Origin of the sequence: Pseudovibrio exalbescens, assembly GCF_028737195.1 — a bacterium.
Classification (GTDB): domain Bacteria; phylum Pseudomonadota; class Alphaproteobacteria; order Rhizobiales; family Stappiaceae; genus Pseudovibrio; species Pseudovibrio zosterae.
In genome coordinates, this window is the sequence record NZ_JAQZAJ010000001.1 from 672044 (window position 1) to 685085 (window position 13042).

Genomic DNA, 13042 nt, shown 5'->3' on the forward strand with positions numbered 1-13042 from the left:
GAAGCCAGAAACCGCAGTCTGCGGCCTCTGGCCCCAAATAATCAACCCAGAAAAATGGAATTATGCCTCAACCTTCTTGAAGACCAGTGACGCATTGGTGCCACCGAACCCGAAGGAGTTGGAAAGAGCCACGTTGATCTCCATCTTCTTGGCCTTGTTCGGCACAAGATCGATATCCGTTTCAACGGACGGGTTGTCCAAGTTGATGGTTGGCGGTGCAATGCCATCGCGGATCGCCAGAACGGAGAAGATCGCTTCGACCGCACCAGCAGCACCCAACAGGTGACCAACGCTGGACTTGGTTGAAGACATGGTCAGGCCCTTGGCATGTTCACCCGCAAGGCGGCTAACTGCGCCAAGCTCGATCTCATCACCTAGTGGTGTGGAGGTGCCGTGAGCATTGATGTAGTCCACATCTTCCATGGTCATGCCAGCGCGCTTCAAAGCTGCTTCCATGCAGCGGTAGCCGCCGTCACCATCAGAGGAAGGTGCGGTAATGTGGTAAGCGTCGCCGGACAGGCCGTAACCGACGATTTCAGCGTAGATCTTGGCGCCGCGTGCTTTTGCGTGCTCGTAATCTTCAATCACGACAACACCGGCCCCCTCACCCATGACGAAGCCATCACGGTCCTTGTCGTAGGGACGGGAAGCCTTTTCAGGCTGATCGTTGAAGCCGGTAGACAGAGCACGACAGGCGTTGAAGCCTGAGATGCCAAGGCGGCAGATTGGGGACTCAGTCCCGCCTGCGACCATCACATCTGCATCACCCAGCGCAACAAGACGGGCTGCATCGCCAATGGCGTGCGCACCGGTGGAACAGGCTGTGACCACAGAGTGGTTCGGGCCTTTCAGCTTGTGCTGGATGGAAACGTAACCGCTGGCCAAGTTGATCAACCGGCCCGGAATAAAGAATGGGCTAACGCGACGCGGGCCTTTTTCCTTCAGGAGGATGGCTGTGTCGGCAATACCCTGGAAGCCACCAATACCGGAGCCGATCAACACGCCAGAGCGGTTCTGATCTTCTTCGGTTTCAGGCTTCCAATTTGCATCTGTCAGGGCCTGATCTGCAGCGGCAATGGCATATACGATGAACTCGTCTACCTTGCGCTGTTCCTTAGGCGCCATCCAGTCGTCAGGGTTATAGGTCCCGTCGCTTCCATCTCCACGTGGGATCTGGCAGGCAATTTTGGTCTGCAAGTCATCAGTTTCGAAGTTTTCGACCTGACGAGCACCGCTCTGGCCTTCCAGAATTCGCTGCCAAGAAACTTCAGCACCGCAACCAAGCGGGCTGACCATACCAATACCTGTTATAACGACTCGCCGCATAATCCTGCACTTTTTTGGAAAGCTGTTTCAGGCGGACGCGCCTGAATCATAAAAGGACGCGGCAGGTGAGACACCTACCGCTGTTCCATAATTTCAGGGCTTAGCTATTAGCTAGCCTTGGATTCGATGAACTTAACTGCGTCACCAACGGTCTGGATGGTTTCTGCAGCGTCATCTGGAATTTCAACGCCGAAAGCTTCTTCGAAAGCCATTACCAGCTCAACAGTGTCAAGGCTGTCCGCGCCCAGGTCGTCGATGAAGCTTGCAGCTTCAGTGACCTTGTCGGCTTCTACGCCAAGATGCTCAACAACGATCTTCTTTACCTGTTCAGCAACGTTGCTCATTTTAAGTCCTCAATTGTTTTCAAGGTGATGCCTGATAGCCCGACAAACGGACCATACATGGTTTTTTCGTAGGGATCGTGTGGCACACTCTTGGCCCTTTGAAAAGCCTCTACCTGAACAACGGTGGGCCCTTCCCAAGGAAACCGCAGCTGACACTACGCCTCACTCTTCAGAGGTTGAATCTGATCGGCGGCGTCCTAGCATACTTTATAAAGTATTACCAGCCGCCAAACCCTTTCATTTCCCCGTTTTACAGCGGTTCAACTACCTAGTTGAAACCATTAGATCATTGCCATGCCACCGTTCACGTGCACGGTCTGTCCCGTTACGTATGCGGCCTCATTACTTGCCAAGTAAACAGCTGCTGCTGCGATCTCTTCAGCACCGCCCAAACGACCTGCTGGAACGGAGGCGAGGATCGAATCGCGCTGCTTGTCGTTCAACTCATCCGTCATCGCGGATTTGATGAAACCCGGTGCGATGGTGTTCACCGTTATATTGCGACTGGCGACCTCACGTGCAAGGGACTTGGACATGCCAATCATGCCCGCCTTTGCCGCGGAGTAGTTCACCTGACCCGGATTGCCGGTTACACCAACCACGGAGGTGATGCCGATAATGCGGCCGGAACGGCGCTTCATCATGCCCTTAATCGCGGCACGGCAGATGTGGAATGTGGAGGTAAGGTTAACTTCCAGCACCTGATCCCACTCGTCATCCTTCATGCGCATGAAGATGTTGTCGCGGGTGATGCCTGCATTGTTTACCAGGATATCGAGACCGCCCATCTTTTCTTCTGCAGCTGGAACCAGCTCGGCCACGCTGCCTCGATCGGACAGGTTGGCAGCCTGCATGTGAACGCGGTCTCCCAGCTCTGCGGCCAGCGCTTCGAGGCGCTCTACACGGGTTCCGGACAGGGTGACTGTTGCGCCTTGCTTGTGAAGGGCGCGGGCGATTTCAGCACCAATGCCACCTGTTGCGCCGGTGACCAGTGCGGACTTTCCAGTCAAATCAAACATTGCCGTATTCTCCTCGGCTGAATCTACTTTCAAGAGCGGGCTTAGTTGGCGGAAAGACGCGCCACCAGAGCATCAATGTCTTCTGCGGTGTTGACTGCAACACCTTCTGCAGACTTCACGATGCGCTTCACCATACCCGTCAGCACCTTGCCAGTGCCAATTTCCACGAATGTCTCAATGCCGTTTTCTGCCATCCAGGTGACAGACTCACGCCAACGAACGGTGCCGGTGACCTGCTCAACAAGACGCGCGCGAATGTCAGCAGGGTCAGAGATCGGCTGGGCCAGAACGTTGGCCACGACAGGCACGACAGGTGCCTTGATTTCTACATTTGCCAGCGCTTCCGCCATGGCGTCCGCAGCAGGCTGCATCAAGGCGCAATGGAACGGCGCGGATACCGGCAGAAGTACGGCGCGCTTTGCGCCTTTGCCCTTGGCAATTTCACAGGCGCGCTCTACGGCTGCCTTGTGGCCGGACACAACAACCTGCCCATTGGCATTGTCGTTTGCAGCCTGACAAACTTCGCCCTGAGCGGCCTCAGCCGCGACTTCCATGGCCTGTTCAAAGTCCAGACCGAGCAGCGCTGCCATGGCACCCTCACCCACCGGCACAGCCTTTTGCATGGCATCACCGCGGATGCGCAGGAGACGCGCTGCATCAGAAATGCTGAGGGAACCAGCCGCCGCCAAAGCGGAGTATTCACCCAGTGAGTGCCCTGCAACGAACTTGGCGGCCTGTGCCAGATCCACGCCCTTTGATTCCAGAACGCGCATGGTGGCAAGGCTTACGGCCATCAATGCTGGCTGCGTGTTTGCCGTCAGGGTCAGCTCGTCAGCTGGACCTTCCCACATAATAGAAGAGAGCTTCTGCCCAAGGGCGGCATCCACTTCATCGAACACGGCCTTTGCCTCCGGGAATGCGTTGGCCAATTCCTGGCCCATTCCGACAGCTTGACTGCCCTGTCCGGGAAATGTGAATGCGATGCTCATTGGAACCTGCTCCATTTACTCTTATGAGATGTGTTCTTATGCGTGAATTGGCCGGCAATTAAACTGCAGATTGCGACGGCTTTATGGTCAAATTCACAGCAAAATCCGGTCATTTCGGCTGACATGAGCCGCGAACGGCCGTTTCTGTCAAGTCTTGGTGCGGAAAAAAGGCTTTTTTGAACAGATCCGCTTGTCATCCGCGCGTAAACACTTTAAAGAGCACCTCGTTTCCGGAAGCTGGCCGGGGGCTGAAAGGAAGGCAGCAAAGCGATTTGCTGTAGGAATCGAAAGAACTCCGTCTTCCCCGTGTTCCCGCTCTTGAAGAATTCTTCGCTATGCCTTTCTGAAAGGCCCTCGAGGAGGCTTTGCGCCGCGACCGGATGAAACCAAACCAGAAAGGCTATACGCATGGCGCTCTATGAGCACGTGTTCCTGGCTCGTCAGGACATTTCTACCCAGCAGGTTGAAGCCCTCGTTGAGCAGTTCAAGGCTGTGATCGAAGGTAACGAAGGCAAGGTCGGCAAGATCGAGAATTGGGGTCTGCGCACCCTGACCTATCGCATCAACAAGAACCGTAAGGCTCACTACATCCTTATGAACCTGGATGCTCCACACAAGGCAGTTGCCGAAATGGAACGTCAGATGGGCCTGAACGAAGACATTCTTCGTTTCATGACCATCAAGGTTGAAGAACTTGACGAAGAACAGTCTGCAATGATGCAGAAGCGCGATCGTGACGACCGTCGTCGCGGTGAGCGCGGCGCAGCAGGTGGCCGTGACCGCGGCCCTCGTCGTAACGAAGCAGCAGCGGAGTAACAGATCATGTCAGCACAAACTGCACGCCGTCCATTCTTCCGTCGCCGCAAGTCCTGCCCGTTCTCTGGCGCAAACGCTCCAAAGATCGACTACAAGGACATTCGTTTGCTGCAGCGCTACATTTCTGAGCGCGGCAAGATTGTTCCTTCCCGTATCACCGCAGTATCTGCAAAGAAGCAGCGTGAACTGGCCAAGGCCATCAAGCGCGCACGCTTCCTCGGCCTGCTGCCATTCGTGATCAAGTAAGTTTCGGTCAGGGAGCCTCAGGGCTCCCTTTCCTATCTGCCGGTGCATCCAGCACCAAAAACCCGATTGAGATTGGCGGGCAGTCATTAAAGTCCAATCTCTAACTGCATGACACATGCAGGACAGACGGATCTGGAGATTCCAAAATGGACGTTATCCTTCTTGAGCGTGTGGCCAAACTGGGCCAGATGGGCGACACTGTTCGTGTACGCGACGGTTACGCACGTAACTTCCTTCTGCCACAGGGCAAGGCACTGCGCGCTAACAAGGCAAACCTCGAGCGCTTCGAACGCGAACGCGCACAGCTTGAAGCTCGTAACCTTGAGCGCAAGCAGGAAGCAGAAGCAGTCGGCGAAAAGCTCGCAGGCAAGTCTTTCGTTGCTATCCGCTCTGCCGGTGAAACCGGTCAGCTGTACGGTTCTGTGGCAGCTCGCGACATTGCAACGATTCTTGACGACGGTGGCTTCACCGTTTCTCGCTCTCAGGTTTCCCTGAAGGCACCGATCAAGACCATCGGCATCCATGACGTTATCATCGTACTTCACCCTGAAGTTGAGGTTGGCGTTTCCATTAATGTTGCACGCTCTGAAGATGAAGCTGTTCGACAGGAAGCCGGCGAAGATTTGACTACTCGTGATGACGAGGCTTTCGAGTTCGAAGAAGAAGAAGCTGAAGGCGAAGAAGGCGAATCTGAAGAAGCTGAAACTGAAGAAGTAGAAGCTGAATCTGAAGCAACAGAAGAAGAAAAATAAGCTTATTTGAGCTATATCTTTCCAAGAAGGGCGCGCTTCAATATGAGGCGCGCCCTTTTTTCTTAATTTTCACTAAAATTTTCAAGTTGACACAGAACCGTTCTATAACTCTTCTAAATAACCTCTATATTTCAAAGCGTTCATAGTAACTTTCTTGAATTACTTACATATAATTCAAAGTAGTGACGCAGCGTAATATTGGCTTCACTGTCAATCAGCAACCAGCAATTTTCCCCGTTGATCTGGTGAAAAAAAAGAACTGTTTTTAGATCCGCTGAGCACCCTTTCCCAATACCCGGCAAAAGGGTAGTCAGAGTGCCAAGAGGCACGAGGGGCGTAATGAACGGTAAAGTTCAAAAACTAGAAACGGCAAGTGAGACGGCGCGCGTAGTACCGCACAACTCAGAGGCAGAGCGTCAGCTTCTGGGTGCAATCCTTGTCAATAACGAGACATATTATCGAGTCTCAGAATTCCTGGAGCCACAGCACTTCTTTCTGGCTCCGCACAGGGATATCTACGAAAAGTGTGGCGCACTTATCCGGGCAGGCAAGATTGCCTCCCCTATTACACTGAAGACTTTCTTCCCGGCTGACGAGAAGATCGCCGACATGCCTGCAGCGCAGTACCTTTTGCGACTCGCAGCGGACGCGGCTTCCGTGATCAGCGCAGAAGACTACGGTCAGACCATCTATGATCTGGCGGTTCGGCGGAATCTGATCCGAATCGGCGAAGACATGGTCAATCTGGCGTATGACGCGCCGATCGAAAAGGGCCCGAACGCCCAGATCGACGACGCGGAACGTCGCCTGTTCGAACTGGCGGAAACCGGCCGTTCTGATGGTGGTTTTCAGGACTTCGGGACCGCGCTGACAGAAACCATCGAGATGGCGGCTGCGGCCTTCAACCGTGAAGGCTCTCTGTCTGGTATCTCCACGGGCTTGCGCGACCTGGACAAGCTTATGGGCGGTTTGCAGTCCTCAGACTTGATTGTTCTGGCGGGACGTCCTGCGATGGGTAAGACCTCGCTGGCTACCAACATCGCCTATAACATTGCCCAGTCCTACGCGGCAGAAGAGCAGCCAGATGGCTCCAGAAAGACCGTAAATGGCGGTGTTGTGGGCTTTTTCTCGCTGGAAATGAGCGCCGAACAGCTGGCGACTCGTATCATCTCGGAGCAGACCGAGATCTCCTCCTCCAAGATTCGCCGCGGCGACATCAACGAGGCAGACTTTGAGAAGCTGGTGGCGGCGACTCAGCACATGCAGCATGTCCCGCTCCATGTAGACCAGACAGGTGGTATCTCGATCGCATCGCTGGTGTCCAAGGCGCGTCGCTTGAAGCGCCAAAAAGGCCTCGACATGATCGTGGTCGACTATATCCAGCTGATCACCGGTTCCTCCAAGAACTCTGGCAACCGCGTGCAGGAAATCACCGAGATCACCACGGGCCTCAAGGCTCTGGCGAAGGAGCTTCAGGTGCCGATCATCGCCCTGTCCCAGCTCTCCCGTCAGGTAGAATCGCGTGACGACAAACGCCCGCAGATGTCTGACCTTCGCGAATCCGGGTCGATTGAGCAGGATGCGGACGTGATTCTTTTCGTGTACCGCGAAGAATACTACATGGGTAAGAAGGAGCCGCCGGAAGGCACCCCGGAATACGAGGCATGGAGTGCCGAGATGGAACGGGTGCGCGGCAAGGCAGAAGTAATCATCGCCAAACAGCGTCACGGTCCGACAGGTATTGTGGATCTGCAGTTCCAGGGCGAGTACACCCGCTTCTCCGATCTGGCCGATGGCGAACACATGCCAGAACGCATGATGGAGTAAGCCCAAGCGGTGCAAAACATTCACAGCCCGGTTACTGGCAACGGTAACCGGGCTTTTTGTTTGCTCAATTGGCTCTTAAGGTGGGTTAGCATCAAGAAAGACTGAGGTTTCCGTGCCCTACCAAAGCGATTCACAGGAGGTGTCCTGTGCAGGACGGCTGATCATTGACCTGACGGCCCTGCAAAAGAACTGGCGCCAGCTCAATGAGCGCACCGGCAATGGGTGTGAATGCGCGGCTGTCGTGAAGGCAAACGCTTATGGCCTCGGCGCGGAGGAAGCTGTCAAAGCACTCTATGCCTCGGGGGCTCGGACTTTCTTTGTGGCAACGCCCGAAGAGGGCCGCCTTGTCCGGGCCGCAGCGCCTCAGGGCACAATCTACGTGCTGGGCGGAGCCTACTCCGACCGGGGCCACTTTTATGCAGAATCGTCTCTGCGACCAGTCTTGGGACACCCCGACGAAATTGCCGAGTGGGCGCAGTTTTGCGAAAGTCAGGGAACGCCCCTGCCCGCCGCTGTTCACGTTGATACGGGCATGAATCGGTTGGGCCTTACACACGCTGAAGCCCGTGATCTTTCCCGCGATGAAGAGACCTTGAGCAAGTTCAAGCTTTGTCTTGTTGTAAGTCACCTTTCTTGCGGCGATGACGCGACTCATCCGAAGAATCAGGCCCAACTGGAAGCGTTTCGCAGCGCGGCAGATCTGTTTCCCGGAATTCCGAGATCCTTGAGCAATTCCTCGGGTATCTTTTTGGGCGAAGACTATCACTTTGAACTGGCCCGGCCGGGAATCGCTCTTTATGGCGGCAATCCGATTCCAACCCGACATAATCCGATGGCATGCGTGGCCCGTGTTGAAGCGGAGGTGATTCACCTGCGTCATGTTCCCCCGGGCGAAACCGTGGGCTACGGCGCAGCCCGCACGACAAAGCGACCGACGCGCATTGCGACCGTCAACGTGGGCTATGCGGACGGCATGCACAGACTGATCGGCTCAACGGACGGGCAAGATGGCTCCTATGCGAGTGTGAACGGCGCCCGTGTTCCGCTGTTTGGCCGAGTCTCCATGGACATGATCGCGCTGGATGTAACCGACCTGCCCGCCAATATGGTGCAACGAGGCACCTGGGTTGAACTGATGGGGCCAACAATTTCCGTTGATGAGGTGGCTGAGAGCGCTCACACGATCTCCTATGAACTGTTAACGGGTCTTGGTGCGCGCTATAAGCGCACCTACATAGGCTCCGTTCAGGACGAGGAAGACACGTAAACACATGGCTAAACGCTCCAGCGCCTTTGTCTGCCAATCATGCGGCGCAGTGACCACCAAATGGGTGGGCCGCTGCGAATCCTGTGGTGAGTGGAACACCATTCAGGAAGAGCGCAGCGATTCAGGCATCGGAGGTGGCCCCGGACGCAGCACGCGGTCGAGTGGCCGGGTTCTGGAGTTGGTAGGGCTGTCCGGCAAGATCAAAGAGGCACCGCGCATCATTACCGGTGTTGCGGAGCTGGACCGGGTTACTGGCGGCGGCTTTGTGAAAGGGTCCGCGCTGCTTGTGGGCGGCGATCCGGGGATCGGCAAGTCCACGCTGCTGATTCAGGCCAGCGCTGTGCTGGCGAACCAGGGCCACAGCGTTGTCTACATCTCCGGCGAGGAAGCCGTTGATCAGGTGCGTCTGCGTTCGGAACGCCTTGGTCTTTCCAAGTCGCCTGTAAAGCTCGCCGCAGAAACCAGTGTCGAAGACATTCTGGCAACGCTGCAATCCATCGAGCGCCCGGCACTGGTCATCATCGACAGTATTCAGACGCTTTGGACCGACAAGGTGGATTCGCCGCCCGGCACGGTCACTCAGGTTCGCGCCTGCGCACAGGCCATGGTGCGCTATGCCAAGAAGACCGGCACCTGTGTGGTTATCGTGGGCCACGTGACGAAGGATGGTCAGATCGCCGGCCCGCGCGTGGTGGAACACATGGTCGACGCGGTGCTGTACTTTGAGGGCGATGGCGCTCACCAATATCGCATCCTGCGCTCAGTAAAGAACCGCTTTGGCGCGACCGATGAAATCGGCGTCTTTGAGATGCAGCACGCTGGCCTGACGGAAGTGGCCAACCCGTCCGCCTTGTTTCTTGGTGAACGGAATGCCACCAGTCCGGGAGCGGCGGTTTTTGCCGGTCTGGAGGGCACACGGCCCCTGCTGGTGGAGATACAGGCGCTCGTGGCACCCTCACCGCTGGGCACGCCGCGCCGTGCGGTCATCGGTTGGGACTCAGCGCGCCTTTCCATGATCCTCGCCGTGCTTGAGGCACGGTGCGGGGTGCGGTTCTCACAACACGATGTTTACCTGAACGTAGCGGGAGGTTTGCGCATCAACGAGCCGGGGGCAGACTTGGCTGTGGCTGCTGCGCTGATCTCTTCCTTGAGTGGGGTTGCCCTTCCGCTCGAATGCGTCTATTTCGGCGAAGTAAGTTTGTCGGGTGCCATTCGTCCGGTGGCGCAAGCTGGCTCGCGCCTCAAGGAAGCCCAAAAGTTGGGCTTTGGTGCGGCGGTGGTACCAAATGCCAACCTTAAGGATGGCTCTCAAGGCTTGGGACAGGTCCGAGGCCTAGAGGAACTGGGGGAATTGGTTGCAGCTGTTGCCTCTAAGGCACCAGCGGCAGAAAGCACATGATGTGCACCTGTTTGCGTTCTAATTTTGGTTCTTGAAGGGCCCCAGTGAGTATCGGGGCCTTCTACAAACGAAGGGGCTGTGTCGATCCATGCCGATCACACTACTCGATGGCATTTTGCTCGTCATCATGTTCTTGTCGGCCATTCTGGCGATGATCCGCGGATTTGTTCGGGAAGTGCTTTCAATCGCGTCCTGGATCGCGGCTGCAGTTACCGCCTACTACTTTTACAAGCCCGTCACACCTTTTCTGGCCGATTACATTTCAAATGGCACCGTCGCGACCGTCGTCGCCATCGGTGTCGTTTTTCTGCTGACGCTGTTTATTGTTAGCTATATAACAATGCGGATCTCAGATTTCGTTCTGGACAGCCGGATCGGGGCACTGGATCGCACACTTGGTTTCGTGTTCGGCGCAGCACGCGGCTTTTTGATCGTCGTTGTCGCAATGTTGTTCTTCAACTGGTTCGTTCCAGAGCAGCAACAGCCACAATGGGTCATGAACGCCAAGTCCCGCCACCTGCTCGTGACCACCGGTGCAAGCCTTGTCGCCGTTTTGCCTGAAGACCCGGAACAAGCCATAATGGATCAGATCCGCAAGTCTGCACCTGAAGCAGGCACCAATTCGGCAGCTGAAGCGGAAGAGCCGACCTATTCTTCCTCCGAGCGTCGCAGCTTGGATCAGCTGAGTGAAACAGGCACCTCGCGCAATTGATCTCCCGATCTTTCGGGATGTCGCTGGGACTGGTCATAAAAAAGAACAAGGAGCCAACGCCATGAACGGCGCGGATAATTCTGTCGCTTTGACTCAGGAAGACCTTGATGGCGACACGCTTCATGAAGAATGCGGTGTTTTCGGTATTCTGGGCCATGAGGATGCTGCCGCACTGACCGCACTGGGCCTCCACGCCCTGCAGCACCGCGGACAGGAAGCAGCAGGCATCGTGACCTATGACGGCGAGCAGTTCCGCTCCGAGCGTCACCTTGGACTTGTAGGCGATTCCTTCTCCAAGCCGGAAATCATGGAGCACCTGAAGGGCTCTTACTCCGTTGGACACGTGCGCTATTCCACGACAGGTGCGCCGGTGCTGCGCAACGTCCAGCCGCTGTTTGCGGAGCTGGACGGCGGCGGGATCGCGGTTTGTCACAACGGCAACTTCACAAATGCAATGACGCTTCGCCGCCAGCTCATCAAAGATGGCGCGATCTGTCAGTCGACCTCCGACTCCGAAGTGGTGTTGCAGCTGGTGGCACGCAGCCGTCAAACCAAGATCGTGGACCGCTTCATTGAAGCCATCACCCAGATGGAAGGCGCTTTCTCTCTGGTCGCGCTGACCCGCAAGAAGCTGATTGGTGCCCGTGATCCGTTTGGTATTCGTCCGCTGGTGCTGGGTGACCTCAATGGGGCGCCAATCTTTGCATCTGAGACCTGTGCGCTCGACATCATCGGTGCCAAGTTCATCCGCGAAGTTGAGAACGGCGAAGTGATCGTCTGTACGCCAGGCGGCATGGAAAGCTACTTCCCGTTTGGCAAGCGCCCTGCTCGCCCGTGCATCTTCGAATACATCTATTTCTCCCGCCCCGATTCCATTCTGGGTGGCCACAGCGTCTATGATGTGCGCAAGCAGTTCGGCCGTCAGTTGGCACTTGAGAGCCAGATCGAGGCGGACGTAATTGTGCCGGTGCCGGATTCCGGCGTTCCGGCCGCTCTGGGCTATTCTCAGGAATCAGGCATTCCGTTTGAGCTTGGCATCATCCGCAACCACTATGTTGGGCGGACCTTCATCGAGCCAACGCAACAGATCCGGACGCTCGGCGTCAAGCTGAAGCACTCGGCAAACCAGGCCCAGATCAAAGGCAAGCGCGTTGTCTTGGTGGATGACAGTCTTGTTCGCGGCACGACTTCTTTGAAGATCGTGCAAATGATCCGCGACGCGGGTGCGAGTGAAGTTCACTTCTGTCTGGCATCTCCGCCGATCAAGTATTCCGACTACTACGGCATTGATACGCCGGTGCGCGAGAAGCTGCTGGCAGCAAAATACGACCTTGCGGGCATGAAGAACTACATTGGCGCAGACAGCCTGCACTTCCTGTCCGTAGACGGCGTTTACAAAGCCATGGGCTATGAAGAAGGGCGCAACAACGACGCCCCGCAGTTTACCGATCACTGCTTTACTGGCGACTATCCGACGCCATTGACCGACCTGATTAATGACGACGATAACCGGGCGGCACCACGCCTGGTGGAAGTTGGTTGATAGATTATGACGAAAGCACTTGAGGGACGCGTCGCTGTTGTAACCGGCGCTTCCCGCGGAATTGGCTACTTTGCTGCCAAGGAATTGGCCGCACAGGGTGCCCACGTGATTGCTGTGGCACGTACAGTGGGTGGCCTTGAAGAACTGGACGACGACATCAAGGCAGCGGGTGGGTCTGCGACCCTCGTCCCACTGGACATGACCGACTATGACGGCCTCGACCGGTTGGGCGGCGCCATTTATGAACGCTGGAAAAAGCTGGACATCATGGTAGCGAATGCGGGCGTTTTGGGCCCAACTTCGCCGCTCGGCCATGTGGACCCCAAGAAGTTCGATCAAGTCATGGCGCTGAATGTGACTGCAAACTGGCGTTTGCTGCGCTCACTTGATCCGCTGTTGCGTCTGTCTGATGCGGGCCGTGCGGTTTTCATCACCTCCAGCTCTCCTCACAAGTGCAAGGCCTATTGGGGCCCTTACAACATGTCCAAGGCCGCGCTTGAAGCCATGGCACGCACCTATGTGAACGAGACCCGCAAGACGCCTATTCACACCATGCTGGTGAACCCTGGACCGATGCGCACTGCCATGCGCGCACTGGCCATGCCGGGTGAAGATCCTGAAACGCTGCCGCATCCAGCGGAACTGGCGGCGCCCATCTTGAAGTTCTCCTCTCCGGACAGTGAAGCCAATGGTCTTTACTACGACCACCCGTCAGGGGAACTCCGAGAGTTTCAGCAAATCGCCTCTTAAACGCAAAACGGGCCCCTGAGGCCCGTTTTCATTTTCGGCTACATTGGGATCA

At 56.2% G+C, this 13042-nt stretch carries 13 protein-coding genes; 9 read left to right on the forward strand and 4 right to left on the reverse strand.

Annotated elements, in window-relative coordinates:
• Positions 1–60: 60 nt before the first annotated feature.
• The 4 genes from fabF to fabD form a co-directional block, all read right to left on the reverse strand.
• Positions 61–1326 carry a beta-ketoacyl-ACP synthase II gene (gene fabF / locus PUV47_RS03205; protein WP_274216999.1) on the reverse strand — a complete coding sequence of 422 codons (1266 nt, stop codon included), beginning with the start codon at positions 1324–1326 and terminating at the stop codon, positions 61–63.
• A 107-nt stretch (positions 1327–1433) separates the two neighbouring features.
• On the reverse strand, positions 1434–1670 hold the full coding sequence (locus PUV47_RS03210) for an acyl carrier protein (RefSeq protein WP_274217000.1): 237 nt from the start codon (positions 1668–1670) through the stop codon (positions 1434–1436).
• Positions 1671–1951: 281 nt separating this feature from the next.
• Positions 1952–2689 carry a 3-oxoacyl-[acyl-carrier-protein] reductase gene (fabG, locus tag PUV47_RS03215; RefSeq protein WP_274217001.1) on the reverse strand — a complete coding sequence of 246 codons (738 nt, stop codon included), beginning with the start codon at positions 2687–2689 and terminating at the stop codon, positions 1952–1954.
• 41 nt (positions 2690–2730) lie between these two features.
• Positions 2731–3678 (reverse strand): ACP S-malonyltransferase, encoded by a 948-nt coding sequence (gene fabD / locus PUV47_RS03220; protein ID WP_274217002.1) that lies wholly within the window; start codon positions 3676–3678, stop codon positions 2731–2733.
• A 408-nt stretch (positions 3679–4086) separates the two neighbouring features.
• Between fabD and rpsF the strand changes: the two genes are divergently transcribed.
• The 9 genes from rpsF to PUV47_RS03265 all read left to right on the forward strand — a co-directional run bounded on the left by rpsF (position 4087) and on the right by PUV47_RS03265 (position 12990).
• Positions 4087–4494, forward strand: a complete 408-nt coding sequence (rpsF, locus tag PUV47_RS03225) for a 30S ribosomal protein S6 (protein WP_274217003.1) — start codon at positions 4087–4089, stop codon at positions 4492–4494.
• Between the two features lie 6 nt (positions 4495–4500).
• On the forward strand, positions 4501–4740 hold the full coding sequence (rpsR, locus tag PUV47_RS03230) for a 30S ribosomal protein S18 (RefSeq protein WP_274217004.1): 240 nt from the start codon (positions 4501–4503) through the stop codon (positions 4738–4740).
• Between the two features lie 146 nt (positions 4741–4886).
• A complete protein-coding gene (gene rplI, locus PUV47_RS03235) occupies positions 4887–5492 on the forward strand; it encodes a 50S ribosomal protein L9 (protein WP_274217005.1) in 606 nt (201 codons plus the stop codon).
• 339 nt (positions 5493–5831) lie between these two features.
• Positions 5832–7319 carry a replicative DNA helicase gene (locus PUV47_RS03240; protein WP_274217006.1) on the forward strand — a complete coding sequence of 496 codons (1488 nt, stop codon included), beginning with the start codon at positions 5832–5834 and terminating at the stop codon, positions 7317–7319.
• A gap of 112 nt (positions 7320–7431) precedes the next feature.
• Complete coding sequence (alr, locus tag PUV47_RS03245; RefSeq protein ID WP_274217007.1) at positions 7432–8586, forward strand: alanine racemase; 1155 nt, start codon at positions 7432–7434, stop codon at positions 8584–8586.
• A gap of 4 nt (positions 8587–8590) precedes the next feature.
• A complete protein-coding gene (radA, locus tag PUV47_RS03250) occupies positions 8591–9985 on the forward strand; it encodes a DNA repair protein RadA (RefSeq protein WP_274217008.1) in 1395 nt (464 codons plus the stop codon).
• An 88-nt stretch (positions 9986–10073) separates the two neighbouring features.
• Entirely contained in the window at positions 10074–10697 is a 624-nt protein-coding gene (locus tag PUV47_RS03255) for a CvpA family protein (RefSeq protein WP_274217009.1), read from the forward strand.
• A 61-nt stretch (positions 10698–10758) separates the two neighbouring features.
• Entirely contained in the window at positions 10759–12240 is a 1482-nt protein-coding gene (gene purF / locus PUV47_RS03260; RefSeq protein ID WP_274217010.1) for an amidophosphoribosyltransferase, read from the forward strand.
• A gap of 6 nt (positions 12241–12246) precedes the next feature.
• Positions 12247–12990 carry an SDR family NAD(P)-dependent oxidoreductase gene (locus PUV47_RS03265; RefSeq protein ID WP_274217011.1) on the forward strand — a complete coding sequence of 248 codons (744 nt, stop codon included), beginning with the start codon at positions 12247–12249 and terminating at the stop codon, positions 12988–12990.
• Positions 12991–13042: the final 52 nt, after the last annotated feature.

Excerpts from the sequence above, each read along its gene's own strand:
- PUV47_RS03240 (WP_274217006.1), top strand. The coding sequence starts at position 5,832 with ATGAACGGTAAAGTTCAAAAACTAGAAACGGCAAGTGAGACGGCGCGC.
- fabF (WP_274216999.1), bottom strand. The coding sequence starts at position 1,326 with ATGCGGCGAGTCGTTATAACAGGTATTGGTATGGTCAGCCCGCTTGGT.
- PUV47_RS03255 (WP_274217009.1), top strand. The coding sequence starts at position 10,074 with ATGCCGATCACACTACTCGATGGCATTTTGCTCGTCATCATGTTCTTG.
- PUV47_RS03210 (WP_274217000.1), bottom strand. The coding sequence starts at position 1,670 with ATGAGCAACGTTGCTGAACAGGTAAAGAAGATCGTTGTTGAGCATCTT.
- fabG (WP_274217001.1), bottom strand. The coding sequence starts at position 2,689 with ATGTTTGATTTGACTGGAAAGTCCGCACTGGTCACCGGCGCAACAGGT.
- PUV47_RS03265 (WP_274217011.1), top strand. The coding sequence starts at position 12,247 with ATGACGAAAGCACTTGAGGGACGCGTCGCTGTTGTAACCGGCGCTTCC.
- rpsR (WP_274217004.1), top strand. The coding sequence starts at position 4,501 with ATGTCAGCACAAACTGCACGCCGTCCATTCTTCCGTCGCCGCAAGTCC.
- fabD (WP_274217002.1), bottom strand. The coding sequence starts at position 3,678 with ATGAGCATCGCATTCACATTTCCCGGACAGGGCAGTCAAGCTGTCGGA.
- radA (WP_274217008.1), top strand. The coding sequence starts at position 8,591 with ATGGCTAAACGCTCCAGCGCCTTTGTCTGCCAATCATGCGGCGCAGTG.
- rpsF (WP_274217003.1), top strand. The coding sequence starts at position 4,087 with ATGGCGCTCTATGAGCACGTGTTCCTGGCTCGTCAGGACATTTCTACC.
- rplI (WP_274217005.1), top strand. The coding sequence starts at position 4,887 with ATGGACGTTATCCTTCTTGAGCGTGTGGCCAAACTGGGCCAGATGGGC.
- purF (WP_274217010.1), top strand. The coding sequence starts at position 10,759 with ATGAACGGCGCGGATAATTCTGTCGCTTTGACTCAGGAAGACCTTGAT.